The organism is Achromobacter pulmonis, from assembly GCF_902859765.1.
GTDB classification, from domain to species: domain Bacteria; phylum Pseudomonadota; class Gammaproteobacteria; order Burkholderiales; family Burkholderiaceae_B; genus Achromobacter; species Achromobacter pulmonis.
The window spans coordinates 169,971-196,172 of the sequence record NZ_CADIJV010000006.1 but is presented as its reverse complement, the minus strand read 5'-3'; the positions used below and the strand labels follow the sequence as shown (position 1 = coordinate 196,172).

Sequence of the window (26,202 nt, the reverse complement as noted above, 5' to 3'; positions counted from 1 at the left end):
TCCCTTAATCTGCAAGGTGGTTGGTGTTGTCCGTCGGGGCCAGCGACGCGGCATGCGTCGTGACTTGCGCCGACAGAAGATTCAGGACCGGATAGCTGCGCATGATCCGGCGCTTGAAACGCAGGGTCATGTCGAACTGCCGTATCCACTGCTGATTCACGAGTTCGTGCATGGCCATGATCGGCCCGATGCCGCTGACCGCCATGCCTTGCGCCAGCAAGGCTTCGCGGTTCTGCGGCACGGCGGCGCCATCGCGCAGCTGCGCCGCATGGCGCAGCGCCCGGGGGCCGAACATCGAGCAAAGCACCTCGGTGTCTTCGTGCCGAACGTATGAATCAGATCCTTCTCCGGCCGGGTCATGCGTGATGACCGGACCGGCGTCCGCGGTTTGCGACCGGATGTCCATCAGGCACCAGGTCTCGGTCTGCGCGGGCGGTTCCACGCCGGCGGCAAGCCAGCGCGTACGAACCAGGTCCAGGGGCAGGCCGGACACGCCGGCGATGAACCCTTGGAACAGCGCCTCGAGTTCGGCATCCTCCAGGGGCGGAGAAATAGCGATCGGCGCCAGGTAGCCGCCAGTGGCCGAACTGTTCGCCATGCGTAGCTCCTTTGTCGTGTTGAGATGCCCGAAGGCGGTTTTGGGGGAATCCAGCTGCCTGGAGGCGGATCGCCGACTTTGGTGCGCACAGGGCGCCATGCCGCGTTGCGTGTTGCGTGCGGCCGATATGCGGCGGGTTCCGGCTGTCGCCCACCGGGCTGCCGCCTCAAGCCCTTGCTGGTCACCGCGGACGGGAGACAGGTCCGCTCATGCAGGCAAAGGCGAGGCGGCAGGCCGCTGGGCCCCGCCTCGCGGGCGGCGCCAAATGAAACGCCCCGCGCTCTCGAAGAGAACGCGGGGCGCGCAAACAAAAAAGGCCCGCCTGTGGCGAGCCTGTCCGGGAAACATCAAAGAACACGAAAGATATGTGCATCAGGCGATTCATCCGCCATCCGGCCTGTCGGCCGGGCACACGTACCCTCTCATAAAAAAGGCCCGCTTTCGGCGGGCCTGGTTTGCTTGTTGATGCGTGCGGGTTATTGCGTGCTCGTTGGCGGCGGCTTCCAGTCCGTTCCCCGGTGCCTGGGAAGGTCTTCGGAGAGAACCGCGACGGCATGAATGAATTGTTGCGCAAGATCCACCGCCGAAGCAATCCCGACATGTCGCACCGGGCGCGCCGTGCTGGCGCGTGAGCCGAGCGCACTCATGAAAAGCGCCTTCTCATGAAGCGCACCTTCTAACGAAAAGTACCTCCTCACGAAAAGTACCTCCTCACGAAAAGTACCTCCTCACGAAAAGCACCTTCTAACGAAACGTACCCTCTCATAAAAAAGGCCCGCGCTGGGCGGGCCTTCATGTTCCATTATGTTCTGCTGCTTCAGCGCAGCAGTGCTGCAATGCTTTGGCAATTTGGCGGGTCGGCGGCGGGCGCGACGACATGGATGCATTGTCTCGCGGCATCAGGCGCGCAGGCAATCCCACCGTGTCGCACGTCGCTCCAGACATAGCTGAGCGAATTGCGCGCATGCTCGATGCGCGCCACCTGGCCGCCTTCGTGCAGGGTTTCGAGCACCCGCAGGATCGCCTGTCGCATCGCGTTGCGTTCACGCCGCGTCAGGTCGCGCGCACCGGATGCGCCGCGCACCAGCTCGGCCATGCGCCAGGGACGTCCTGGCGCAGCCGCCATCAGATCCAATACCTCGGTTGCATATTTCATCGGGATGCCCCCCGGACAAGATGCTTATCCATGCTTTTTCCTTGTTCCAAGCCTGCGGTTCGTCGTCATCCCGCTTGCCGGCCGTGGCGAATCGCTACTGCGGTAGCGAACTAGGGACTGGTTGCCGGAGGCCCTGGCCACGACCGGCGGGATGAGCCCCCGGTACCACCCCGACCGGTGAGGGCTGCGGTTGGCACGACTATCTTGGGGACAGGAATCATGGTAGCTAGTCGCTACCAAAAAATCAACAGCGAATCGCTGCTGTACTTCCGGGTAGCGGATTGCTACGATCGCTACCATGGACATCCGCTCGATACGACTGAACAACCTCAGGTACGCCGTGTACGACGCCGGCGGCGTGGAACGCCTGGCCGAACGCGCCGGCGTCAGCCGCAAGTACCTCGACCAGATACTCCAGGGTTTCCAAGGCAAGCGGGACAAGAACCCGCGCCGCGTCGGCGACGCGCTGGCCGCCAGGCTTTCCGTGGCCCTGGGCCAGGCCGCCCACTGGATGGACCTGCCCCACCCCGAGTTGTGGCGCGAATGCTCTGCGGACCTCATGGCCGACACCCCGCAGGGGGGACTCGTTTCCGTTCCGCCCGCGCGGCTCGGCGGCGCCACTCACGGCAATGTGCGCATTGCCCAGTTCGATACCGGAGGCGCGATGGGCAACGGGCTGGAACTGCGCGACCAGCCCGGCGTCATCCAGAGCTGGAGCGTCAGTCCCGAATGGCTGCAGAAGAACGTCCGGGGCTTTTCGTCCTCGAAGAACCTGTGCATCGTCACGGGATTCGGCGACTCCATGCGCCCCATGTTCAATCCCGGCGATCCCCTGATCGTGGACCGTGGCGTGCAGGCGGTTGAATACGACGCCATCTATTTCTTTCGCGTCGGCAGCGAAGGCTTCATCAAGCGGCTGCAGCGCATTCCCACCGCATCCGGGCTGGTGGTGCGGGCCAAGTCCGAAAACACCAAATACGATGCCTGGGACATCACCGAAGGCATGGATTTCGAGGTCTTCGGCCGGGTACTGAAGGTCTGGCGCAGCGAGGACTTCTAACCCCCTAGCCCCTTCGTTCCGCCCGCCACGGCGGTGCCGGGTCCGGCAACGGATGAACTGGCCGGGGGGAACCAGCGTTCACGCTATTGGCGTTCCAGGTCCGGCGTGCCGGCGAACTGGCTCTTGAGCAGCGTCAGCGCACCCTTCTCGGCCAGCGCCTCGTTCGGAAACACGTGCTTGGTGTCCTCCAGCACGGGAAAACCGAAAACGCGCACCCGCGCATGGTAGCCCTCTGGCGTTTCCGCGAATTCGATGTCGAAGTTGCGCTCTTCGATCCAGCCTGACTTGTGCAGTTTCCAGTCCATTCCGACGTGCTCCTCATAAGGAAATTGAGCGGCGCGGCCGGCACAGGCCGGCAACGCCGCGGACCCAGGACGCCGGCCCTCGCGAGCCGATGCCCTTCCACCTTACACCCGCCGCGCTGACGCCGCCTTGACCGAGAACAGGCCGCGCCGGTCCCGTGGCCGCCGCCTCAATCGGCCTTGGAGGATGACGCCTCGGACGACGGCTCGACCGGCGTGACGGCTGCCGGGCCCGGCGGCGCCACGGGAATTTCATCGGGCGGCGAAAACAGATCCCAGCAGGCCATGAACAGTGCCGCAATCAACGGGCCGATGACGAAACCGTTCAGGCCGAACAGCGCCATGCCGCCCAGGGTCGAAATCAGCACCACATAGTCGGGCATCTTGGTGTCCTTGCCCACCAGGATCGGCCGCAACACGTTGTCGACCATGCCGATCACCAACACGCCGAACGCGATAAGCACCACGCCCTTGATGGTCGCGCCGGTCAGCAGGAAATAGATCGCCACGGGCGCCCAGATCAAGCCCGCGCCAACCGCGGGCAAGAGCGACAGGAAACCCATGATGACGCCCCACAGCAGCGCGCCCTGGATACCCAGGATGGAAAAAATGATGCCGCCCAGCGCTCCTTGCGACGCCGCCACCGCGATGTTGCCCTTGACCGTGGCGCGCACCACCGTCGTGAACTTACGGAACAGGTGATGCTTGTGCGTGTCGCTCAGCGGCATGGCGCGCTTGATGCGCAGGCCCAGCTGCGGTCCATCGCGCAGCAGGAAGAACAGCAGGTACAGCATGATGCCGAAGCTGATCACGAACTGGAAAGTGTCCTGACCAATGCTCAGCGCCTGCGTTGCCAGAAACTGGCTCGCCTGCATCGCGCCGGCGCTGAGCTTTTCCTGCAAGCTCGGGATATCGGCCAGATCGAACCGTGCCAGCAGATCGTGCACCGACGGCGGCAGCGCCTCCATGGCCTGCTGGAAATAGGCGCCGAAGTTGACCTGCCCGGACTTGATGTTCTGGTACAGATTGGCGCCTTCGCGCACCAGCGAGCCGCTGATGACCACAAGCGGCAGGATCACCAGCAGCAATACCAGCGTCAGCGTGATCAATGCCGCGAGATTGCGCCGGCCGCCGATGCGCCGCACCAGGCGGCGCTGCAGCGGCGCGAACAGGATGGCGAGAATCGCGCCCCAGAACACCGCGCCATAGAAGGGCCATAGCAGCCAGCCGAAAGCCACGGAAGCGGCGATCAGGAGAAGCAGAAAGGTACGGTAGTGCAAGCTGGAAGATTGGCTCATGTTCCGTCCAAGGCGCGGCGTGCGCCGCGAGACCTGCATTGTACAAAGCGGCGCCGCGCCCAGGCACACTCAGCGCGCGGCCGCCGCCAGGCGCGACACGACCGCGCGCGCCTGTTCCAGCGCCTCCGACTGCGCATTCAACTGCTGCAGCAGCGCATTGAGCCGCTGCTGCAGCGAAGGGGTGGCGACCTTGGCCTGCCCTTGCTCGAGCGTGATGCCGGCCGGGTTGGCGGCCATGAGGTCGGCGACGTCCAGCGCGTCACGCGCGATCGCATCCAGGCGCGCGGCGGCGTCCATCAATTCGGCCGCCGGCGCCGTGACCGCCTCGTCATATACGCCGTCGTAGATCGGGGCAAGATCCGGCGCCAGTTCCAGCGCGCCGCGCGCCTCGTCGGCGCGGGCCTTGGCCTCCTGCAACATGCCGGCACTATGGGCCAGCGTCTTGCGCGCCGCCGCCAGCGCCTCGCGCCGCTGCATGATGTCCTGCGCCGATTGAATGCGCTCGGCCGCCAGGATCGGCAGCAGCGGGGTTGCCGCCTGGGCCAGGGCGGCCTGGAAATCGGCGATCACCGCGTAGGCATCATCGTAACGGCCCACCGCGCTTTTCTCGGCCTCGCTGAGCGCGCCAATCGGCACCAGCGCGCCCGCCGCGATACGGTGTTGCAACAGACCGATGAACGCGGCCCGCTCCTGGGGTTCGCGATTGCCGCAAGCCGCCAGTGCCAACACCGAAGCCGCCGCCAGGCCGGCCAGGCAGATCCGCAGCAGAGCCATGCCCTTTCCCCTTCGCGTGAAACATTGCGCCAGGCACCCCGGCCGATGGCCGACGCCTTCCCTGAAGATTATCCCGGAGCCGGCGCAAGCCGCCGCCAACCGCCGGATTTTGTTGCCATCGAATCGATATGACACAGGCGCCAGCGCCACGGCTCACGCCGGCAGCGCCAGGCGCATGGCACAGCGCCGCGCGGGGTCGAACCCGGCGGCGGCCTCGGCCTGGAGACGGGCCCGCAAGCCCGGCGCCAGTTGCGGCGCAGGCACCTCGGCAAAGCCCTGCCGCCGATAGAAAGGCGCATTCCACGGCAATTCGCGATCCGTGGTCAACACCACGCCTCGATAAATGCCTGCGCCACGCGCGTGCGCGATCACTGTCCGCAGCAAGTCGCGCCCCAGGCCGCGCCCCTGCATGGCCAGGGTGACCGACATTTCCGCCAGGTACAGATCATCGTCCATTGGCCGCGCCAGGGCGAACCCCGCCGGCCGATCGTCGTCCCCAGCCGCCACCCACAGCTGGCGGGCAGCGGTCGCGCGCGCCAGTTCGGCCTGCGGCACAGGCTCGCACGCGGCGACCCAGGCCATGGGCGTCCCCAGGAAGCGCGCGGCGGCGGAACGTTCGATATCGGGCAGGAAGGCCAGGTCGGCCGGGCGTGCGAGTCTTATCATGGGGGCCCAGTATGCCCCAAGCGGAACGGCAACAGGCGGCGCCCGCAGCCCCCCCCCCGGGCCCATAGCCCCTAAAATGCCGGGATGCCGGCCGGCAGCGGCCCCTGTCAACTTTCCCAGCTTGCCAACGAATGACCCAAGACGCTTCTTCCGACACCTGGGGCTTTGCCCATCCCGATTGCCGCGGCGCGGCCGCCCTGTTGTTTTTCATGGACGACCTGGCGCGCGTGGCCAACCAGTATCTGCGCCCCGGCCATCTGGGCGATGAAGCCCTGGCCGACGCGCAGAAGGCTGTCGACGCGTTGCTGCAACGCTATGTCGACATCCAGGCCGCGCCGGAAGCCTTCGACGGCGAGCGCATCGAACTGGCGCTGGAAACCGACACCCGCCCCGACGGCTCGACCGCCGCGCAAGTGGCCCTGCGCATGTCGCCGCGACTGGAAGCGCTGATCATCGAAGCCCAGCGCCAGGCCCGCCCGGCCACCCATTGAACCTGCCGTCGCAGGCGCCCATCGCGGGGCCCACCACCCCGCGCGATGGGGATCCACCGCAAGGCAAGCGTGCCGGCCGTATGCGGATTTAAGCTCGGGACAAACAAAACCCTTGCAGGATCGCCATCCTGGCCGTATAATTTTTGGTTAAGCCTGCCATACCAGACTACGCACCCAATAAGAACGCGTGGGAAAACCGGGTAGGCAAACCGCAAAGGCAGCGATACACGACAGCAATACTCCCCTGCCGTGGCCTCAGGCGGTCAAACATCAATCAAATATCAATCAAATGGCAGCCAGCAAATCAACGGCTGCCAGGCGCCAGCCAGATGCGTGATGAAACACGCGGTGGCATGAAAAGCAAAAAAGCAAGCGCCGAGACAACGACATGCTCCCCGCCGGGGTTCAAGGTTCAGACCTTGCCCGGACAGACAGGATTAGCTTCCCACGCTCGCGGTATCGCACAGGCGCGGGATTTCCTTGAATAGCCTTTACGGGCCGGGTTTTCGTACGGTTCTGCGACAGACAACCCCAAGAACGCAGACCCGGCGACGATTCACCGCCCTGAATCCGCGATGGCATTGCCACGCCATCGCCCGCCAGGCCGCCGCCAGACACTGATGGCCGGCGGTCCCGGCAGCGAACCCCAGGTCCAGACCCGGGGGCCGCACCCCGCACCCCGTCCGGCGCGACCGCAAACCATGAGAATGCGCAAAGGACTGGTGGCGGATATGCGTTAGTGTCATGCATGACCCGGCGCGAGGACGCGGCGCGAGGAGCGGCAACGCCCCCGCCCCGAATTCGCGGCAAGCACGACACGGCAATTCCATAACAAGAACTTGAAAGAGAACACATCATGAATACTCGTTTCACCACCTCGGACCTGATCCGACGCCCTGCCCACACCAAGCTGGACGACATGCCGATTCACATCGGCGACATCGTTTACCTGCAACCGGCGCATGGCCCGGCCATCCGCGCGACCGTCATCTTCAATGCGCCGATCGATGGCACGACCACCTACACCACGGAAGTCGTGCCCTGCGGAAACGCCGCGCAGAAGGTCCCCGGCCAGCGTATCCGCTTCCGTCACGAGCACGTGCATCGCATCGAGCCGGTGCGTCGCGCCGCTCGCTGAGCCCCGGCTCCTTGCCACCCCACCGCCACGGCCCGCGCCGTGGCGGCTTCATTTGTGCGTGATAAAGTCGCGGGCAACGCAGTCACGCCGCCCTCACCATGCAAAACAATCGCCTAGCCATCCGCATCTGGGACCTTCCTACCCGCCTGTTTCATTGGGCGCTGGTGGTCTGCATCGTCGGCGCCTTTGTCAGCGTGAAACTCGGCGGCCTGTACATGGACTGGCACGTGCGCTTTGGCTGTGCCGCGCTCGGCCTGATCATCTTCCGCGTGCTGTGGGGCCTCATCGGTCCGCGCTACGCGCGCTTCACCCAATTCGTGCGCGGCCCGCTCGCGGTAGCCCGTTACCTCAAAGGCGCGGCCGCGCCCGCCGGGCATAATCCGCTGGGCGCGCTATCGGTGCTGGCGCTGCTGCTGGTGATCGGTTTCCAAGCCGTCAGCGGCCTGTTCACCACCGACGACATCATGACGCAGGGGCCGTTGTTCGGCCATGTGAGTGAATCCACCGCCAGCCTGCTGACCTCATGGCACAAGCTCAATGAATGGGTCATCATCGGCCTGGTAGCCCTGCACCTGCTGGCCGTGGCCTGGTACGCCCTGGTGCGCCGCAAGCGCCTGGTGCGCGCCATCATCACCGGCAACGTCGATCCGAAGGACGTGCCGCCGGGCACCGTGCCAACACAGGACGGACTGGCGGTGTGGCTGCGCGCGCTGCTGCTGGGCGCCTGTGTCACCGGGCTGGTGCTTTGGATCCGCTCGCTCGAGATCGCGGCCGACATGTCATTCTCATAGCCCGGCAGCGACCGCAGCCGCGCGGGCGCCCAATGAAAAAGCCCCTCAGCGATCCTGAAGGGCTTTTTTGCATGTCCCGCGCGTGGGCCGGCTTACTTCTTCTTGCGATAGCTGTCGTGGCAGGCCTTGCAGCTCGCGCCCACGTCGCCGAAAGCGGCGCGCAGCTTGTCGAGGTCGCCGGCATCCGCGGCGGCCGACAGCTTGACGATATTGTCCTGGAACGCCTGCTGCTTCTGCTTGAAGCCGGCCGCATCGCTCCAGATTTCCGGACGCGCGTCACCGCCTTCGGTCCCCGCGCCAAAAGCCGTCCACGGTAGCGCCGACAAGGTCTTGAGCACCTCGACGTTGGCCTTGATCTGGGCCGCGTCGTAGGGCGCCTGGCCCTTGACCACCGGCACCATGCGGCCGAAGTGCGATGCCATCAGCGTCAGTGCCGACTGGCGGTACTTGATGGCATCTTCGGGCTTGGCGAACTGCGCCTGGGCCGAGGTCGCCAGCAGCGACCCGACGGTCATACAGGCCAGCGCGGCGAGCGTGGACAACTTCTTCATTGCAATCTCCCGTAAGTACGACAAGAATGCCGCGCGCAGCGCGCGCGGCAAGGCGACTATACCGCCCGGGCCAGATCCGCCGCCAGGCCGATGTACGAGCGCGGGGTCATCGCCAGCAGGCGCGCCTTGGGCTCATCCGGCAGGGCCAGGCCCTGGATGAACTCGCGCAGGGCTTCCTCGGTGATGCCCTTGCCGCGCGTCAAGGCCTTGAGCTGCTCGTAGGGCTGCGGCAGACCATAGCGGCGCATGACGGTCTGCACCGGCTCGGCCAGCACTTCCCAGCAGGCGTCGATGTCGGCGTCGATCGCGGCGGTGTTGACTTCCAGCTTGCCCAGGCCGCGCATGCAGGCATCCCACGCCACCAGGCAGTAGCCCAGGCCCACGCCCAGGTTGCGCAGCACGGTCGAGTCGGTCAGGTCGCGCTGCCAGCGGGAGATCGGCAGCTTGTCGGACAGGTGGCGCAACACGGCGTTGGCCAGGCCCAGGTTGCCTTCGGAGTTCTCGAAGTCGATCGGATTGACCTTGTGCGGCATGGTCGACGAGCCGACCTCGCCTTCCTTCAGGCGCTGCTTGAAGTAGCCCAGGGCCACGTAGCCCCAGATGTCGCGATCCAGGTCGAGCACGATGATGTTGGCGCGCACGATGGCGTCGAACAGCGCCGACATCCAGTCGTGCGGTTCAATCTGGATGGTGTGGCGGTTCTGCGTCAGGCCCAGGCCGGCCAGCACGCGCTGGCTGAAGGCGGGCCAGTCGATTTCCGGGTAGGCCGACAGGTGGGCGTTGTAGTTGCCGGTGGCGCCATTGAGCTTGGCCAGCGGCTCGACCGCCTCGACCGCGGCGATGGCGCGGTTCAGGCGCGCCGCGACGTTGGCGAATTCCTTGCCCAGCGTGGTCGGGCTGGCCGGCTGGCCGTGCGTGCGCGACAGCATCGGCTGGTCGGCCTGGGCCACGGCCATGTCGTTGAGCTTGGCCGCGATTTCGCGCAGTCGCGGCAATACCACCTCGTTGCGGGCGCGCGACAGCATCAGCGCGTGCGAGGTGTTGTTGATGTCTTCGGAGGTGCAGGCGAAATGGATGAATTCGGCGGCGGTCGCCAGTTCGGCGTGGTCGGCGACCTTTTCCTTGAGCCAATACTCGACCGCCTTGACGTCGTGGTTGGTGACGCGCTCGATGTCCTTGATGCGGGCGGCGTCTGCTTCCGAGAAATCGCGCACCAACTGCTGCAGGCGGGCGCGCGCTTCCTGGGAAAAGGCGGGCAGTTCCGGCAGGCCGGCATCGGACAGGGCCACCAGCCAGGCCACCTCGACTTCGACGCGGTGGGCCATGAAACCGGCCTCGGAGAGCAGCCCGCGCAACGCGTCGCCGCGGGAGGCGTATCGGCCATCCAGTGGCGAAAGGGCATTAAGTTGGCTAAGCTGGTCGGCGATTTGCATGGTCTGGGAAAGAAAAAGCTGCGGAGGGGAAAACCCGGCGATTTTATCATTCAGGGCCACGCAACATTGTGGCAAACTGGGCGAGATTCCGTCCCGCGGACGGTTTGGCCGTCATGCGGCCTGCTATACTTCGGCCGCTTTCCGACTCCGCTTGTGAATCCATGAAACTGATCGGCTCGCTTACCAGTCCATACGTGCGCAAGGTGCGTATCGTCATGGCCGAGAAAAAGCTGGATTATCGGCTTGAACTCGAAAACGTCTGGTCCGCCGACACGCAGATCCAAACGTACAACCCGCTGGGCAAAGTGCCCTGCCTGGTCATGGAAGATGGCGGCGCCCTGTTCGACTCGCGCGTTATCGTCGAATACCTGGACACCTTGTCGCCCGTCGCCCGCCTGATTCCGCAGCCGGGCCGCGACCGCGCGGCCGTCAAGTGCTGGGAAGCCATCGCCGATGGCGTGCTGGACGCCTGCGTCACCATCGTCAAGGAAAAGCAGCGCCCGGAGGCGCAGCGCAGTCCGGAATGGATCGAGCGCCAATACGGCAAGATCCACGCCAGCCTGGATGCCATGAACAAGAGCCTGGGAGAGAACGCCCATTGCATGGGCATCAACTACAGCCTGGCCGACATTGCCGTGGGCTGTGCCCTGGGCTACCTCGACCTGCGCTTCGCCGAACTGGACTGGCGCGCCGACCACGCCAATCTGGCGCGCCTGTACGACAAGCTGTCGCAGCGCCAATCGTTCCTGGACACCGTTCCCAAGACGGCCTGAGGCGTTCCGGCACCCCGGATCCCGCTCCGGCCGCCTCGCGCGGCCGGTTTCGCTTCCGGCTCAGGCCAGCACTGCCTGCGCCGCCTTGAAGAGCATGTAAGCCGACAGCGCGAACAACAGGCAGGCAAACACGCGCTTGAGCGTCTGCACCGGCAGCCGGTGCGCCATGCGCGCGCCCAGCGGCGCGGTCAGGACGCTGACGCACACCAATGCCAGCAGGGCCGGCCAATAGATGTAGCCCAACATGCCGGGCCGCGTGGCGCCTTCGTTCAACCCCGAGACCACGTAGCCGATGCTGTTGGCCAGCGCGATGGGAAAGCCGAGCGCCGCCGAGGTCGACACCGCGTTGTGCAGCGCGACGTTGCACCAGACCATGAACGGCACCGACAGGAAGCCTCCGCCCGCCCCCACCAACCCCGACAGGAACCCAATGCCGGCCCCGGCCGCGCTGGTGCCCAGGACGCCCGGCATCTGGCGGCTGGGCTTGGGCTTTTTGTTGCGCAGCATGTTCCAGCCGGAATAGCCGACGAACAGCGCGAAGAACAGCGACAGCCACAAAGTGCTCAGCGCCGCGAACACCGCGCCCCCGGACAACAGGCCGCCGAGGATGATGCCGGGCGCCATGGCCCAGACAATGCGCCACTTGATCGTGCCCTTCTGCTGGTGCGCGCGCACGCTGGAAATCGAGGTGAACAGGATCGAGGTCATCGACGTGGCGATGGCGGCGTGCACCACCAGGTCGGCCGGCATGCCCTGCCAGGTGAACAGCATCGTCAGGAACGGCACCAGCAGCATGCCACCGCCGATCCCCAGCAAGCCCGCCGCGAAGCCTGCCAGCGCACCCAGCGCCAGCAGGCAAACCACCATCGTTACGTCCACTTCCCTCTCCTCGTTGCCGGCTTTTGTGCCGCTTTTTCATGAATCAGGCCCCGCGGACGCGATGCCCGCGGGGCCTGGCTGGCACGGCTATCGGTAGCGCGGCCCGCCCGAAGGCGTCTTGCCGGGCGAACCGCCCCTAGACGATGATGCCGCCGCCCAGGCAGACGTCGCCATCGTAGAGCACCGCCGACTGCCCGGGCGTGACCGCCCATTGCGCCTCGGTGAAGTCGAGCGCGAAGCCCGCGTCGGTGGCATCGCCGAGCCGGCAGGCCGCGTCGGCCTGACGGTAGCGCGTCTTGGCGCCGTACATCCCGGCGGCCGGCGCCTGCCCCGCGACCCAACTGGCGTCCTGCGCCCGCAGCGAGCCGGACAGCAGCCAGGGATGGTCATGCCCCTGCACCACATAGAGCACGTTGCGTTCGAGGTCCTTGCGCGCCACGTACCAGGCCTCGGCCGTGCCGTCATCGCGCTGGCGGCCTTTCACGCCGCCCACGCCCAGACCCTTACGCTGGCCCAGCGTGTAGAAAGACAGGCCCTCGTGGCGCCCGACCTGTTGCCCTTCGGGCGTCAGGATCGGGCCCGGCTCGGTCGGCAGGTAGCGATTGAGGAACTCGCGGAACGGCCGCTCGCCAATGAAGCAGATGCCGGTGGAGTCCTTCTTGGCGGCGTTGTGCAGGCCGATCTCGTGCGCGATGCGCCGCACCTCGGTCTTGTGGATCTCCCCTAGCGGGAACAGGGTGCGCGACAGTTGCGCCTGGTTCAGGCGATGCAGGAAATAGCTCTGGTCCTTGGAACCGTCCAGCGCTTTGAGCAATTCGAAGCGCGAACCGCCCCCTTCGGCCGACACTTCGCGCACGCGGGCATAGTGGCCGGTGGCGATGTGCTCGGCGCCCAGCGCCATGGCGTGATCGAGGAACGCCTTGAACTTGATTTCGGCATTGCACAGCACGTCGGGGTTGGGCGTGCGGCCGGCCGAGTACTCGCGCAGGAACTCGGCGAATACGCGGTCCTTGTATTCGGCGGCGAAATTGACATATTCGAATTCGACGCCGACCAGGTCGGCCACGCTGGCCGCGTCCAGCAGGTCCTGCCGGGTGGAGCAGTATTCGGAATCGTCGTCGTCTTCCCAGTTCTTCATGAACAGGCCGACGACCTCATAGCCTTGCTGCTTGAGCAGCCAGGCGGTGACCGAAGAATCGACCCCGCCGGACATGCCGACGACAACGCGGCCCTTCTTGGTGGATTTTTGACTCATGATTGCGCCATTTTACTGCGGGCTGGCCTCTGCCTCGGGTTGCGGCTCGGCCGCCCGCGAGACCTCCATCAACCAGGTCCGGAATGCCTGCAAGGTGGGCAGGTTGGCCTTCTGGTCGGGATAGCACAGGTAATAGCCCATGCGCGCGCGGATCGGCAACTGGATCGCCACCATCAGCTTGCCGTCACGCAGTTCGTCCTCGATCAGGCAGCGCGGGATCAGCGCCACGCCGAAACCAGCCGCGGCCGCCTGCGACAGCAGCGCGTACTGGTCGAAACGCGCGCCTTCCAGGCTGCGCCGGGTATCGCAGCCAGCCTGCTCGAACCAGTCGCGCCAGCCTTCCAGGGCCGAAGTGTGGTGCAGCAGGGGGTAGGCCAGCAGGTCCGCCGGCGTGCTACAGCCCCCCGGGATCAGGCGCGGGCTGCAGACCGGCAGGATCTCGCGGCCGACGATGTAATCGGCGCCGCTGCCCGGCCAGATGCCTTCGCCGAAACGGACCGCGGCGTCCAGTTCGGGCGACGAAAAATCGTAGCCCTGGCGGTGCGGCAGGAATTCCACATGGATGTCCGGGCGCAACCGCATGAAGGCGGTCAGGCGCGGGATCAGCCAGCGCGCGCCAAAGGTCGGCATGCAGGTCAGGTTGAGAGTGCCCCCCTGCCCCTGATGCGCGATCAGCTCGACCGTGGCCGCCTCGATCTGGCCCAACCCGGCCTGAATCTTGGTCAGGTAGCCACGGCCGGCCTCGGTCAGGACCAGGCCTTGCCTGATGCGCAGGAATAGTTCGACGCCGACGAACTCCTCCAGGTGTTTCACTTGCTTACTCACCGCGCCCTGCGTCACGCACAGCTCCTGCGCGGCGCGGGTGAAACTGCTGTGCCTGGCGGCCACTTCGAAGGCCTGCAGGTCGGTGAGTGAAGGACAGAAGCGTCTCATGGAAGCGGGCCTCGATGCCGGGTTCGACGGGCCTGAAGTTACATAATGAAACTTCGCCGCAAAAGAGGCATGAAAAAAAGTCATAGCTTAAGGAGAAACTTTCGTTTGTGCAAACTGGCCTTGCAAGAAAGAATCTGCCTGTTTGCGTCTGCCTTTTGCGCATCCGCGTTTCAATTCATAGGGGAATTCATGCAACGCCGTAATGTAGTCCTGGGTCTTTGCGTCGCCGTCGCGACGCTGACCACGCCGCTGACCTCGGGCATCGCCCATGCCGACGACGCCTATCCGAGCAAGCCGATCCGCCTGATCGTGCCGTTCCCGCCGGGAGGCACCACCGACATCGTCGGCCGCCTGTTCGCCGACAAGCTGGGCAAGGAACTGGGCCAGACCGTCGTGGTGGAAAACCGCGGCGGCGCCGGCGGCTCGATCGGCAGCGCCTTCGTCGCCAGCAGCGCGCCGGACGGCTACACCCTGGGCATCGCCACCGTCAGCACGCACGGCATCAACCCGGCCATCTATCCGAACCTGCCGTTCGATGGCGAGAAGGACTTCACGCCGATCTCGAACCTGGCCGCCGTGCCGAACATCATGACCATCAACCCGAAGGTGCAGGCCAAGGACATGGCCGAGTTCATCAAGCTGGCCAAGAGCCAGCCGGGCAAGCTGACGTACGCCTCGGCCGGCAACGGCTCGGTCTCGCACATGATGGGCGAACTGTTCAAGATGGCGTCGGGCACCGACCTGATGCACGTGCCGTACCGCGGCGTGGGCCCGGCGCTGAACGACGCGCTGGCCGGCCAAGTCGATGTCATGTACGACAACCTGCCCTCGACCCTGCCGCACGTACAGTCCGGCCGCCTGATCGCCATGGCCGTGGCCGCTCCCAAGCGCGTGGCCAGCCTGCCGAACGTGCCCACGTTCGCCGAAGTCGGCCTGCCTGCCGTCAACGACGCCTCGTGGTTCGGCCTGGTCGCCCCGGCCAAGCTGCCGGCGCCGATCCTGGCCAAGCTGAACGCCGCCGTGCAGAAGGTCAGCGCCGAAGCCGACGTCAAGTCGCGCCTGCAAGCGCTGGGCGCCGAACCCGCCGCCAACACGCCGGAAGCGTTCGCCAAGCAGATCTCGGCTGAAATCGCCAAGAACAAGCGCATCGCCAAAGAAGCCAACGTGAAGATCGACTAAGCGATCTTCGACCCCCGCCGCGCCCGCGCGGCGCGCGGGGGGCTCCGATTCACGAACGCAACACCCCCATATGCGAATCACCCAACCCCTGTCCTACCGGCTCGACCTTCCGCTGCAATACCCGAACTCGGCGCCTTCGGCCCCGCTCGTGCTGGACTCCCCGCACAGCGGCACCACCTATCCGCCCGACTTCGCGCCCGCGGTGGATTTCGGCGCACTGCGCACGGCCGAGGACACCTGGGTTGACGATCTGTGGGGCGACGCCATCGACATGGGCGTGCCCATGGTCGCCGCGAGCTTTCCGCGCGCCTACATCGATGCCAATCGCGCCCCCGATGAAATCGACGAGTTGCTGCTGGAGCAGTCGTGGCCCGGCGCGGTCAACGCCTCGCCCAAGGTCAAGCTGGGCAAGGGCCTGATCTGGCGCATGCTGGACGACGGCACGCCGCTGTACGACCGCAAGCTGAGCGTCGAAGAAGTGACGCACCGCATCGAGGCCTGCTGGAAGCCGTACCATGCGGCGCTCGGCCAGGTGCTCGACAGCGCCCACCAGAAGTTCGGCAAGGTCTGGCACATCAACTGCCACTCCATGCCCAGCGTCGCCGGCGCCTACGCCACCGACCGCCCCGGCCTGGTCCACCCGGACTTCGTGCTGGGCGACCGCGACGGCAGCACCAGCGATCCGGCATTCCGGGAATTCGTCGCGGCCTGGCTGCGCGAACGCGGCTACGACGTGACGGTGAACGATCCCTACAAGGGTGTCGAACTGGTGCGCGCCTTCGGCCGCCCCGAACAAGGCCGCCACAGCCTGCAGATCGAGATCAACCGCAAGCTCTACATGGACGAGGTCAGCCTGCGTCCATCGGCCAACTACGGCCGCCTCAAAGCCGACCTGCGCGACCTGACCGCCGCGCTGATCGACTGGACTCGCGCGCAGACGGCCTGACGCCGGACGCCTGCGCGCCAGTGCCGGCCAGCAGTCCGTTGTCAGTCTGGCCGGTGTGACCGGGGCGCAAGCCCCAAGCCCCATGGTTAACCCCATGGGGCTTTCTTTTGGGCGGCGTGGAAACTCCTGTCCCGGGCGTATATCCGTTATAACTACGGCGAACCTTCTGAGGAGAGGCGTCGATGCACATCGGGATACCAAAGGAAACCCGAGACGGGGAAACCCGTGTCGCAGCAACACCGGAAACCGTCAAGAAGTACGTAGGCGGCAAACACACCGTTGTCGTGGAGCGTGGCGCAGGCAGCGCGGCACGCTATCTGGATGAGGCCTACGAGGCCGCGGGCGCGACGCTCGGCAGCGCCCAGGAGGCGCTCGGGGCGGAGCTGGTCATGAAGGTTCGCGCCCCCTCCGCGTCCGAACTGCCGCAGATGAAAGCCGGCGCGGTGGTCATCGGCATGCTCGACCCGTTCGACGCCGACGGCCTGGCGCAGATGGCCGCCGCCGGCCTGACCGGCTTCGCGCTGGAAGCCGCGCCCCGCATCACGCGCGCCCAGAGCCTGGACGTGCTGTCGTCGCAGGCCAACCTGGCCGGCTACAAGGCGGTGCTGTTGGCGGCCCACCACTACGGCCGCCTGATCCCCATGATGATGACCGCCGCCGGCACGCTCAAGGCCGCGCGCGCCGTGGTGCTGGGCACCGGCGTCGCCGGCCTGCAGGCCATCGCCACGGCCAAGCGCCTGGGCGCGGTGGTCGAGGCCTCCGACGTGCGGCCCGCCGCGCGCGAGCAGGTCGAATCGCTCGGCGCCAAGTTCATCGACGTGCCGTTCGAGACCGACGAAGAACGCGAGATCGCCCAAGGCGTGGGCGGCTACGCGCGCCCCATGCCGCCGGCCTGGATGGCGCGGCAGGCGGCGCTGGTGTCGGAACGCTGCAAGCAGGCCGACATCGTCATCACCACCGCCCTCATCCCCGGCCGCCCCGCGCCCACGCTGGTGTCGGCCGAGACCGTCGCGGCCATGAAGCCCGGCTCGGTGCTGGTGGACCTGGCGGTCGAGCGCGGCGGCAACTGCCCGCTGTCCGAGAAAGGCAAGGTGGTCGAGAAGCACGGCGTGACCCTGGTGGGGCTGACCAACCTGCCCGGCCTGGTGGCGACCGACGCGTCGGCGCTCTACGCCCGCAACGTCCTCGACTTCCTGAAACTCATCATCAATGCGGACGGCGCGCTGGCAATCCAGCGCGACGATGAAATCGTGGCGGCCTGCCTGGTATGCGAAGGCGGCATTGTGACGCGCGGGAGCTAAAGGCATGGAAGCGATCAACCCTACCCTGATGAATCTCATCATCTTCGTGCTGGCGATCTACGTCGGCTACCACGTGGTCTGGAACGTCACCCCCGCGCTGCACACCCCGCTGATGGCGGTGACCAACGCGATCTCGGCCATCATCATCGTCGGCGCCATGCTGGCAGCGGCTTTGACCGAAGGCGGATTGGCGCGCGGCATGGGCGTGTTTGCCGTGGCGCTGGCCGCGGTCAACGTGTTCGGCGGCTTTCTGGTCACGCGACGCATGCTGGAGATGTTCAAGAAGAAGGAAAAGAAGGCGGCCAAGGAGGATGCGAAATGATCTCGCTGAACCTTGTCACGCTGCTCTACCTGGTTGCCTCGGTCTGCTTCATCCAGGCGCTCAAGGGCCTCTCGCATCCCACCACCTCGCGCCTGGGCAATGCCTTCGGCATGGCCGGCATGGCGATCGCGGTACTGACCACTGGCGCGCTCATCGTCGGCCTGGCGCGCAGCGGCGCCGCCGGCATCGGGTTGGGCTGGGTAGTGCTCGGCCTGCTGGTCGGCGGCTCGATCGGCACGCTGATGGCCAAGCGCGTCGAAATGACCAAGATGCCCGAGCTGGTGGCGTTCATGCACAGCATGATCGGCCTGGCGGCAGTGGCCATCGCGGTGGCCGTGGTGGCCGAGCCGCATGCGTTCGGCATCGTCGCCGCCGGCACACTGATCCCCACCGGCAACCGCTTCGAGCTGTTCATCGGCACCTTCGTCGGCGCCATTACCTTCTCGGGTTCGGTGATCGCCTTCGGCAAGCTGTCGGGCAAGTACAAGTTCCGCCTGTTCCAGGGGGCGCCGGTGGTGTTCGCCGGCCAGCACATGCTGAACCTGGCGCTGGCGCTGCTGATGCTGGCGATGGGCGTGTGGTTCATGCTGACGCAGGCCTGGACGCCCTTCATCATCATGACGCTGATCGCCTTCGTGCTGGGCGTGCTGATCATCATCCCGATCGGCGGCGCCGACATGCCAGTGGTGGTGTCGATGCTGAACAGCTACTCGGGCTGGGCGGCGGCGGGCATCGGCTTCTCGCTCAACAACCCGATGCTGATCATCGCCGGCTCGCTGGTGGGCTCGTCCGGCGCCATCCTCTCGTACATCATGTGCAAGGCGATGAACCGCTCGTTCTTCAACGTCATCCTGGGCGGCTTCGGTGGTCAGGCGGGCGAAGCCGCGGCGGCGGGCGGCGGCCAGCAGCGCAGCGTCAAGTCGGGCAGCCCCGACGACGCGGCGTTCCTGATGACCAATGCCGAAAGCGTCACCATCGTGCCGGGCTACGGCCTGGCGGTGGCGCGCGCCCAGCACGCGCTCAAGGAGCTGGCCGAAAAGCTCACCGAACGCGGTGTCACCGTCAAATACGCCATCCACCCGGTCGCCGGCCGCATGCCGGGCCACATGAACGTGCTGCTGGCCGAGGCCGAAGTGCCTTACGACCAGGTCTTCGAGATGGACGACATCAACAGCGAGTTCGGCCAGACCGACGTGGTGCTGGTGCTGGGCGCCAACGACGTGGTCAACCCGGCCGCCAAGAACGATCCCAAGTCGCCGATTGCCGGCATGCCGATCCTGGAAGCCTACAAGGCCCGCACCGTGATCGTGAACAAGCGCTCGATGGCCTCCGGCTACGCCGGCCTGGACAACGAACTGTTCTACATGGACCGCACCATGATGGTCTTCGGCGACGCCAAGAAGGTGCTCGAAGACATGGTCAAGGCCGTGGAGTGAGGCGCCAGCCCCGCGAGGCCCGGGCCTCGCGGGGCATGCCCGCGATGCGCCGGCGCGCCCGACGGGCCTGACGCCGTTGCCCACTAGGGGGCAGCCAGCCGCTCGTCCACCACTTCGATCCAGTGCCGCACCGGCGTGCTGGTACCGCTCTGCAAATGACCGATGCAGCCGATATTGGCTGACAGGATCACGTCCGGCGCGCCCGGCGCGATGGCGCTCAGCTTGCGGTCGCGCAGCGCCAGCGCGATCTCGGGGTTCAGCACCGAATACGCGCCCGCCGAGCCGCAGCACAGGTGCGGCTCGGCGAACGGCTGCAGCGCGAAGCCCAGGTCGACCAGCAATTGCTCGGACAACGGCCGCAGCCCCTGCCAATGTTGCAGCGTGCAGGGCGGATGAAACGCCGCCCGCGTGCCCTTGTCGGCCAACCGGGCGCGCAGTTGTCCCGCATGCGGCGCGACGATCTCCGCCACGTCCTTGACCCGCGCCACGATGTCCGCGGCGCGCTGGGCATAGGCCGGGTCATGGCGCAGGTGATGCGCATATTCCTTGACCATGGCGCCGCAACCCGATGCATTCATGACGATGGCCTCGATCGCGCCATCCTGCACCAATGGCCACCAGGCATCGATATTGGCGCGCATCTGGTCGAGCGCCGCCGCCTGCGCGTCCAGATGGAAACTGGCCGCGCCGCAGCAACCCGCGCCCGGCGCGATGCGCGCGCCGATGCCGATGGCGTCCAATACCCGGATGGTGGCGGCATCGATCGTCGGCATCATCGACGGCTGCACGCAGCCAGCCAGCATCAGCACCTGCCGCGCATGTCCCGCCACCGGCGGCAAGGCGCCGACGGGACGACGCTGCGGCACCTTGCGCCGGAGCGCTTCCGGCAAGGCGCCGCGTACCGCCTGCCCCACCCGCATGGCGGGCCCGAACAGCGGCGACAGCATGGCCCGGCGCAACATCTTGCGCTTGGCCTTCTCGGCCCAGGGGCGCGGCACCCGTTCTTCGACGACCTGGCGGCCGATATCCACCAAGTGGCCATATTGCACGCCTGACGGGCAGGTGGTTTCGCAATTGCGGCAAGTCAGGCATCGGTCCAAATGCTGCTGGGTCGAGCGGGTCGGTTCGGCGCCTTCCAGCACCTGCTTGATCAGGTAAATGCGGCCGCGCGGACTGTCGAGTTCATCGCCCAGCACCTGGTATGTGGGACAGGTCGCCGTGCAGAAGCCGCAATGCACGCAGCGCCGCAGGATCGCATCGGCCTCATTGCCCAGATCGGTATCGCGGGCCCAGGCCGCGAGATTGGTTTGCATGATGCCTATAGCTCCAGGACCAACCGGCCCGGGTTGAACAGCCCGGCCGGATCGAGTTCTTGCTTGAGACGGCGCGTGATCAACGCCACGCCCGGCGACAGCGGATGGAACACGCCATCGGCCGGCGGCCTGATGCCGGCCGGACGGAACAGCGTCGCGTGCCCGCCCAACCGCTGCGCCAGTTCGCGCAGTTCGGCCGCATCCTGCGGGCCCGATAGCCAGCGCTGGCTACCGCCCCACTCCACCAGGGCCTGCCCGCTGCCCAGCGCGGCCGCGGTTGGCGGCAAGGCCAGGCGCCACACAGGCTGGCCCGGCGCAAAAAAAGCGTGGGTCTGTTCGCGCAATCCGGCCCACCAGGACTCGGCCGCCTCGGGCGCCAGCGCATCGCCGCCAATCACCTGCCGCGCGCTGGCAATGGCGGGGGGCGCGCCGGACAGGCGTACATGCATCAGGCCTTCCTGGCCGGCGGTGCCCGCCCAACTGGTGGCCGAGATCGGCAGGGGTTTGCCGCGCCACAGGGCAAAGCTGGCCAAGGCCTGCGCCTGCGTCGCCGGCAGCGCCAGCGTCAGTTCCTCCTGCGGCCGGGGAACGACCTTCAGCGACACTTCCAGTATGGCGCCGAAGATGCCGTGCGAGCCCGCCAGCAGGCGCGAGACGTCATAGCCGGCCACGTTCTTCATGACCTCGCCGCCGAACGACAGCACTCGCCCATCCGAATCCAGCAGTTGCGCGCCCAGCACGAAATCGCGCAACGCCCCCGCGCTCATGCGGCGCGGCCCCGACAGGCCCGCGGCCACGCAGCCGCCAACGGTGGCGGCGGGAGAGAAATGCGGCGGCTCGAAAGCCAGCATCTGGCCGCGCTCGGCGAGCGCCGCTTCCAGTTCGGCCAAGGGCGTACCGGCCCGCACCGTCACCACCAGTTCCGACGGGTGATAGCTGACAATGCCGCGATACGGAGTCATATCCAGCAGGCAATGGCCATCCTGCGGCGTCACCGGCCGATAGTTGCCATAGAACGCCTTGCTGCCGCCGCCCATGACGAACAGCGGCTTGTGACCGGCGCGGGCCGTCATGACCTGGTCGCACAATTCCGACAGGACGAAGTCCATAGGGGAGACGTCCTAGAAGCGAGCGAGATCCGGGAAGCGCAGCTCGCCCGCGTGTACGTGCATCTTGCCGTATTCCGCGCAACGGGCCAGCGTAGGTATGACCTTTTCGGGATTGAGCAGGCACGGCGGATCGAATGCCCGCTTGACCGCCAGGAACGCGTCGAGTTCTTCGCGAGAGAATTGCACGCACATTTGATTTATTTTCTCCATTCCCACACCGTGCTCTCCAGTCACGGTTCCTCCTACCTGCACGCACAGTTCGAGGATGGCCGCGCCGAATTTCTCGGCGCGTTCCACTTCGTCCGGTTTATTCGAATCGAACAGGATCAGCGGATGCAGGTTGCCGTCGCCCGCATGGAACACGTTGGCGCAACGCAGGCCAAACTCGTCTTCCATTTGCTCGATGGCGCCCAGCACCCGGGCCAGATGACGGCGCGGAATCGTGCCGTCCATGCAGTAGTAATCGGGCGACACGCGCCCGGCGGCGGGAAACGCATTCTTGCGCCCCGCCCAGAATTTGAGCCGTTCGGCTTCCGACGCCGACACCTGGCAGCGGGTGGCGCCGGCCGCGCGGAAGATAGCTTCCATGCGCGCGATCTCGTGCGCCACTTCCTCGGGCGTGCCATCCGACTCGCACAGCAGGATGGCTTGCGCGTCCATGTCGTAGCCGGCGCGCACAAAGGGTTCGACCATGTGCGTCGCGCGCCGGTCCATCATCTCCAGGCCGGCGGGAATGATGCCGTCCGCGATCACCTGCGTCACCGCATTGCCCGCGGCCTCGACGCTGGCAAAGCTCGCCATCACCACCTGCGCGCAGGCCGGCTTGGGAATCAGCTTGACCGTCACTTCGGTCACCACGCCCAGCATGCCTTCGGAACCGATGAACACCGACAGCAGATCCAGCCCCGGCGCGTCCGGCGCCTCGGAGCCGAGCTCCACCACCTCGCCATCGATCGTGATCATCCGCACGCGCAGCACGTTGTGCACCGTCAAGCCGTACTTCAGGCAATGCACGCCCCCCGAGTTCTCGGCGACGTTGCCGCCGATCGAACAGGCGATCTGGCTCGACGGATCGGGCGCGTAATACAGCCCGTAGGGGGCCGCGGCTTCCGAAATGGCCAGATTGCGCACACCCGGCTCGACCACCGCGGTGGCGCTGGCCAGGTCGATATGCTTGATGCGATTGAATTTGGACAGGCCCAGCAGCACGCCTTGGCTGTGCGGCATGGCGCCGCCCGACAGGCCGGTGCCGGCGCCGCGCGCCACCAGCGGCGCGTTGAAGCGCTTGCAGATCCGCATGACCGCCTGTACCTGCTCCTCGGTCTCGGGCAGCACCACCACGGCGGGCAAGGCGCGGTACAGCGACAACCCGTCGCACTCGTACGGACGGGTATCCTCTTCACGAAACAGCACGCAATGCGACGGCAGCGCGGCCGCCAACGCCTCGACGAGTTGCTGCAACGAATAAGGCGCCTGCACTTGTGCCAGGCCGGTTTCGACCAGTGAATTCATGAGCGCAACAATAGCGCGACCGCAGGCTGGACGCAGGCCGGGATTTACCCGCATCCTTGCGTACATCCAACGGCCGCGCGGTGCCGCAGACGTAACCAGCCGTAAAGCATCGGGTGAACGGAGGGCACCGGCACGCGCTGGGCCGGGCGGCCAGCCCATTCCCATCGCTTGAGAATGATTGTCAACCGCGACCGCGGGCCGCGCGACGCGCCGACGAAAAAGGCCGGTGGGTTGCCCCACCGGCCTCTTCCGTGCGCCCTGACGGCGACTTACCAGGACACGATCTTGCCCGGGTTGAGGATGTTATTGGGATCGAACGCATGCTTGAGGCTGCGCATCAGGTCGAGGGCGTCATCGCCATGCTCTTCGGCCATGAACTGCATCTTGTGCAGGCCAACGCCATGCTCGCCCGTGCAGGTACCATCGGCGGCGATCGCGCGGCGCACCAGGTTGTGATTGATGGTCTCGGATTCCTGCCATTCGCGCTCGTTGTCGGCATCCAGCAGCATCAGCACGTGGAAGTTGCCGTCGCCCACATGGCCGACGATGGTGTATGGGAAGCTGGCCCGGTCCAGTTCCTCGACAGTCTCGCGCACGCAGTCAGCCAGGCGCGAGATCGGCACGCAGACGTCGGTGGTGCTGGCGCGGCAGCCCGGGCGCAGTTGCAGGCCGGCAAAATAGGCATTGTGACGCGCGGTCCAGAGGCGGCTGCGGTCCTCGGGACGCTCGGCCCATTCGAAGTCCATGCCGCCGTGCTCGGCGGTGATGGCCTGAACGGTCTCGGCCTGCTCCTGCACGCCCGCCGGGCTGCCGTGGAATTCGAACACCAGCAGCGGCGTCTCGCGCAGCGTCAGCTTGCTATGCAGGTTGACGGCGCGCACGCTGGCCGCGTCCATGAACTCGACGCGGGCGACCGGCACGCCCATCTGGATGATTTCGATCACGCTCTGCACTGCGGCGTCCAGCGTGGGGAAGTTGCAGACCGCCGCCGACACGGCCTCGGGCTGCGGGTACAGGCGCACGGTGACCTCGGTGATGATGCCGAGCGTGCCTTCGCTGCCGACGAAGATGCGGGTCAGGTCGTAGCCGGCCGACGACTTGCGGGCGCGGCCGGCAGTGCGCACGATGCGGCCGTCGGCGGTGACCACGGTCAGCGACATGACGTTCTCGCGCATGGTGCCGTAGCGCACGGCGTTGGTGCCGGAGGCGCGCGTGGCGGCCATGCCGCCGAGGCTGGCATCGGCGCCCGGATCGATCGGGAAGAACAGGCCGGTGCTGCGGATCTCTTCATTGAGCTGCTTGCGCAGCACGCCAGCCTGCACGGTGGCGGTCAGGTCTTCGGCGTTGACCGCCAGCACCTTGTTCATCTGCGACAGATCCAGGCTGATGCCGCCCTGGATCGCCAGGATGTGACCTTCCAGCGATGACCCCGCGCCATAGGGAATCAGCGGTACGCGGTGTTCGTTGCACAGCCTGGCGACTTCGGCGACCTCTTCGGTGCTCTGGGCGAAGACCACGGCGTCGGGCAGCATCGCCGGATATGGCGATTCGTCGCGGCCATGGTGCTCGCGCACCGCGGAGGATTCGGAGAAACGATCGCCAAAGCGGGCGCGCAAGGCCTCGAGACAGGCGGCCGGCACCGCGCGGCGCAGCGATTCAGCGTGCAAGGGAGCGTTCATGATCAGCGGATTCTCGGATTGGGTAATCCGATTATTCTACGCCGCCCGCCATGCTGCACCGCAAACCGCCCGTGCGGACGGCTTGCGGCCCGTCCGGCTCACTTGCCGGAGGTCAGCGCGACGCGGCGGCGCTCCCGCACGGCGTGCGCCAGGCGTTCGAGCACGGCCACCGAAGCATCCCAGTCGATGCAGCCATCGGTGATGCTCTGGCCGTACACCAGGGGCGTGCCCGGCACCATGTCCTGGCGGCCGCCCAGCAAGTGGCTTTCGACCATCACACCAACCAGCCGCGCGTCGCCGGCTTCCATCTGGCGCGCCACGTCCTCGATCACCAGCGGCTGGTTCTCGGGCTTCTTGCTGCTGTTGGCGTGGCTGGCATCGATCATGATGCGCTGCGCCAGGCCAGCCTTGGCCATGTCCTGGCAGGCGGCATCGACACTGGCGGCGTCGTAGTTCGGCGTCTTGCCGCCGCGCAGGATGACGTGACAGTCCTCGTTGCCGGCCGTCGAGACGATGGCCGAATGTCCGCCCTTGGTCACCGACAGGAAATGGTGCGGCTGCGAGGCCGCCTTGATCGCGTCGACCGCGATCTTCACATTGCCATCCGTGCCATTCTTGAAACCCACCGGACACGACAGGCCGGATGCCAGTTCGCGATGCACTTGGCTTTCCGTCGTGCGCGCCCCGATCGCCCCCCAGGACACCAGGTCCGCAATGTACTGCGGCGTAATCATGTCGAGGAACTCGCACCCTGCCGGCAGGCCCAGGCTGTTGATGTCCAACAGCAGTTCGCGCGCCACGCGCACCCCTTTGTTGATGTCGAAGCTGCCGTCCAGGTCCGGGTCGTTGATCAGCCCCTTCCAGCCGACCGTGGTGCGCGGTTTCTCGAAATACACGCGCATGACGATTTCCAGGTCCGCGCTCAGGCGGTCGCGCACCGGCTTGAGCCGCTTCGCATATTCGATCGCCGCGCGGGTATCGTGAATCGAACACGGGCCGATCACGACGATCATGCGGTCGTCCATGCCATGCAGGATGCGGTGCATCGACTGCCGGGCAGCGAACACGGTGTCGGAGGCCTGCTGGGTGCAGGCGAATTCGCGCATCACGTGCGCGGGCGGATTCAGCTCTTTGATTTCTCGGATGCGAAGGTCGTCGGTATTGTGTGACACGGTACTGCTCCTGGGTTTCCCGCCACCGGGATCGGTCCCGGGGTGTTCCTCAAGCTGACGGCACAAAAAAAGCCGCCAGTTCGCTGGCGGCTTTTTTGGGGGGATTCTTTCCAAACTTCAGATTGAGCGCGTCCC

26 protein-coding genes are annotated in these 26,202 nt (G+C 66.3%); 10 read left to right on the top strand and 16 right to left on the bottom strand.

The annotated features are described in order from the left end of the window. Positions 1-4: 4 nt before the first annotated feature. Positions 5-598, bottom strand: coding sequence for a phage neck terminator protein (locus HV701_RS08235; RefSeq protein ID WP_175132575.1), 594 nt, complete (start codon positions 596-598; stop codon positions 5-7). Between the two features lie 817 nt (positions 599-1,415). Next, the gene (locus HV701_RS08230) at positions 1,416-1,754 is read right to left on the bottom strand and encodes a hypothetical protein (RefSeq protein WP_236754910.1); all 339 of its coding nucleotides are present in this window, start codon (positions 1,752-1,754) and stop codon (positions 1,416-1,418) included. A 298-nt stretch (positions 1,755-2,052) separates the two neighbouring features. On the opposite strand from HV701_RS08230, the gene HV701_RS08225 reads away from it, so the two are divergent. Beyond that, complete coding sequence (locus tag HV701_RS08225) at positions 2,053-2,814, top strand: S24 family peptidase (RefSeq protein ID WP_175132574.1); 762 nt, start codon at positions 2,053-2,055, stop codon at positions 2,812-2,814. Between the two features lie 83 nt (positions 2,815-2,897). Here the strand turns inward: HV701_RS08225 and HV701_RS08220 are convergent, their stop codons facing one another. From HV701_RS08220 to HV701_RS08205, 4 genes are all read right to left on the bottom strand, one after another. Next, the gene (locus HV701_RS08220) at positions 2,898-3,119 is read right to left on the bottom strand and encodes a hypothetical protein (RefSeq protein WP_175132573.1); all 222 of its coding nucleotides are present in this window, start codon (positions 3,117-3,119) and stop codon (positions 2,898-2,900) included. Positions 3,120-3,286: 167 nt separating this feature from the next. Further along, positions 3,287-4,414: an AI-2E family transporter gene (locus tag HV701_RS08215; RefSeq protein WP_236754912.1), complete on the bottom strand. Its 1,128-nt coding sequence runs from the start codon at positions 4,412-4,414 to the stop codon at positions 3,287-3,289. A gap of 69 nt (positions 4,415-4,483) precedes the next feature. Continuing rightward, on the bottom strand, positions 4,484-5,188 hold the full coding sequence (locus HV701_RS08210) for a DUF3053 family protein (RefSeq protein WP_175132572.1): 705 nt from the start codon (positions 5,186-5,188) through the stop codon (positions 4,484-4,486). Between the two features lie 153 nt (positions 5,189-5,341). Beyond that, positions 5,342-5,854 carry a GNAT family N-acetyltransferase gene (locus HV701_RS08205; protein WP_175132571.1) on the bottom strand — a complete coding sequence of 171 codons (513 nt, stop codon included), beginning with the start codon at positions 5,852-5,854 and terminating at the stop codon, positions 5,342-5,344. Positions 5,855-5,985: 131 nt separating this feature from the next. Here HV701_RS08205 and HV701_RS08200 point away from each other — a divergent pair, with 131 nt between their 5' ends. The 3 genes from HV701_RS08200 to HV701_RS08190 all read left to right on the top strand — a co-directional run bounded on the left by HV701_RS08200 (position 5,986) and on the right by HV701_RS08190 (position 8,274). Beyond that, entirely contained in the window at positions 5,986-6,345 is a 360-nt protein-coding gene (locus HV701_RS08200) for a hypothetical protein (RefSeq protein WP_175132570.1), read from the top strand. A gap of 856 nt (positions 6,346-7,201) precedes the next feature. Beyond that, positions 7,202-7,483, top strand: coding sequence for a hypothetical protein (locus HV701_RS08195; RefSeq protein ID WP_175132569.1), 282 nt, complete (start codon positions 7,202-7,204; stop codon positions 7,481-7,483). Between the two features lie 98 nt (positions 7,484-7,581). Next, entirely contained in the window at positions 7,582-8,274 is a 693-nt protein-coding gene (locus HV701_RS08190) for a cytochrome b/b6 domain-containing protein (protein ID WP_175132568.1), read from the top strand. Between the two features lie 92 nt (positions 8,275-8,366). On the opposite strand, the gene HV701_RS08185 is transcribed toward HV701_RS08190, so the two are convergent. Beyond that, positions 8,367-8,825: a c-type cytochrome gene (locus HV701_RS08185; protein WP_175132567.1), complete on the bottom strand. Its 459-nt coding sequence runs from the start codon at positions 8,823-8,825 to the stop codon at positions 8,367-8,369. 56 nt (positions 8,826-8,881) lie between these two features. Next, positions 8,882-10,258: an adenylosuccinate lyase gene (gene purB / locus HV701_RS08180; protein WP_175132566.1), complete on the bottom strand. Its 1,377-nt coding sequence runs from the start codon at positions 10,256-10,258 to the stop codon at positions 8,882-8,884. A 161-nt stretch (positions 10,259-10,419) separates the two neighbouring features. On the opposite strand from purB, the gene HV701_RS08175 reads away from it, so the two are divergent. Next, positions 10,420-11,031 carry a glutathione S-transferase gene (locus HV701_RS08175; protein WP_175132565.1) on the top strand — a complete coding sequence of 204 codons (612 nt, stop codon included), beginning with the start codon at positions 10,420-10,422 and terminating at the stop codon, positions 11,029-11,031. Between the two features lie 60 nt (positions 11,032-11,091). Here the strand turns inward: HV701_RS08175 and HV701_RS08170 are convergent, their stop codons facing one another. The 3 genes from HV701_RS08170 to gcvA form a co-directional block, all read right to left on the bottom strand. Then, the gene (locus tag HV701_RS08170) at positions 11,092-11,910 is read right to left on the bottom strand and encodes a sulfite exporter TauE/SafE family protein (protein ID WP_175132564.1); all 819 of its coding nucleotides are present in this window, start codon (positions 11,908-11,910) and stop codon (positions 11,092-11,094) included. A 136-nt stretch (positions 11,911-12,046) separates the two neighbouring features. Next, positions 12,047-13,165, bottom strand: a complete 1,119-nt coding sequence (mnmA, locus tag HV701_RS08165; protein ID WP_175132563.1) for a tRNA 2-thiouridine(34) synthase MnmA — start codon at positions 13,163-13,165, stop codon at positions 12,047-12,049. Between the two features lie 12 nt (positions 13,166-13,177). Further along, positions 13,178-14,098, bottom strand: coding sequence for a transcriptional regulator GcvA (gcvA, locus tag HV701_RS08160; RefSeq protein WP_175132562.1), 921 nt, complete (start codon positions 14,096-14,098; stop codon positions 13,178-13,180). Between the two features lie 189 nt (positions 14,099-14,287). On the opposite strand from gcvA, the gene HV701_RS08155 reads away from it, so the two are divergent. The 5 genes from HV701_RS08155 (at position 14,288) to HV701_RS08135 (ending at position 19,282) form a co-directional block, all read left to right on the top strand. Next, positions 14,288-15,277, top strand: coding sequence for a Bug family tripartite tricarboxylate transporter substrate binding protein (locus HV701_RS08155; protein WP_175132561.1), 990 nt, complete (start codon positions 14,288-14,290; stop codon positions 15,275-15,277). 70 nt (positions 15,278-15,347) lie between these two features. Further along, the gene (locus HV701_RS08150; protein ID WP_175132560.1) at positions 15,348-16,223 is read left to right on the top strand and encodes an N-formylglutamate amidohydrolase; all 876 of its coding nucleotides are present in this window, start codon (positions 15,348-15,350) and stop codon (positions 16,221-16,223) included. A gap of 182 nt (positions 16,224-16,405) precedes the next feature. Next, the gene (locus HV701_RS08145; protein WP_175132559.1) at positions 16,406-17,524 is read left to right on the top strand and encodes a Re/Si-specific NAD(P)(+) transhydrogenase subunit alpha; all 1,119 of its coding nucleotides are present in this window, start codon (positions 16,406-16,408) and stop codon (positions 17,522-17,524) included. 4 nt (positions 17,525-17,528) lie between these two features. After that, positions 17,529-17,846, top strand: coding sequence for a proton-translocating transhydrogenase family protein (locus tag HV701_RS08140; RefSeq protein WP_175132558.1), 318 nt, complete (start codon positions 17,529-17,531; stop codon positions 17,844-17,846). Continuing rightward, on the top strand, positions 17,843-19,282 hold the full coding sequence (locus HV701_RS08135; RefSeq protein WP_175132557.1) for an NAD(P)(+) transhydrogenase (Re/Si-specific) subunit beta: 1,440 nt from the start codon (positions 17,843-17,845) through the stop codon (positions 19,280-19,282). The genes HV701_RS08140 and HV701_RS08135 overlap by 4 nt, the downstream gene beginning before the upstream one ends. Before the next feature lie 83 nt (positions 19,283-19,365). Here the strand turns inward: HV701_RS08135 and glcF are convergent, their stop codons facing one another. The 5 genes from glcF to aroG all read right to left on the bottom strand — a co-directional run bounded on the left by glcF (position 19,366) and on the right by aroG (position 26,067). Further along, the gene (gene glcF / locus HV701_RS08130) at positions 19,366-20,595 is read right to left on the bottom strand and encodes a glycolate oxidase subunit GlcF (RefSeq protein ID WP_175132556.1); all 1,230 of its coding nucleotides are present in this window, start codon (positions 20,593-20,595) and stop codon (positions 19,366-19,368) included. Between the two features lie 5 nt (positions 20,596-20,600). Further along, positions 20,601-21,704 (bottom strand): glycolate oxidase subunit GlcE, encoded by a 1,104-nt coding sequence (gene glcE, locus HV701_RS08125; protein WP_175132555.1) that lies wholly within the window; start codon positions 21,702-21,704, stop codon positions 20,601-20,603. 12 nt (positions 21,705-21,716) lie between these two features. Continuing rightward, complete coding sequence (locus tag HV701_RS08120; protein WP_175132554.1) at positions 21,717-23,216, bottom strand: FAD-linked oxidase C-terminal domain-containing protein; 1,500 nt, start codon at positions 23,214-23,216, stop codon at positions 21,717-21,719. A gap of 269 nt (positions 23,217-23,485) precedes the next feature. Beyond that, positions 23,486-24,895 (bottom strand): FAD-binding oxidoreductase, encoded by a 1,410-nt coding sequence (locus HV701_RS08115; protein ID WP_175132553.1) that lies wholly within the window; start codon positions 24,893-24,895, stop codon positions 23,486-23,488. 98 nt (positions 24,896-24,993) lie between these two features. Continuing rightward, on the bottom strand, positions 24,994-26,067 hold the full coding sequence (aroG, locus tag HV701_RS08110) for a 3-deoxy-7-phosphoheptulonate synthase AroG (RefSeq protein WP_175132552.1): 1,074 nt from the start codon (positions 26,065-26,067) through the stop codon (positions 24,994-24,996). Positions 26,068-26,202: the final 135 nt, after the last annotated feature.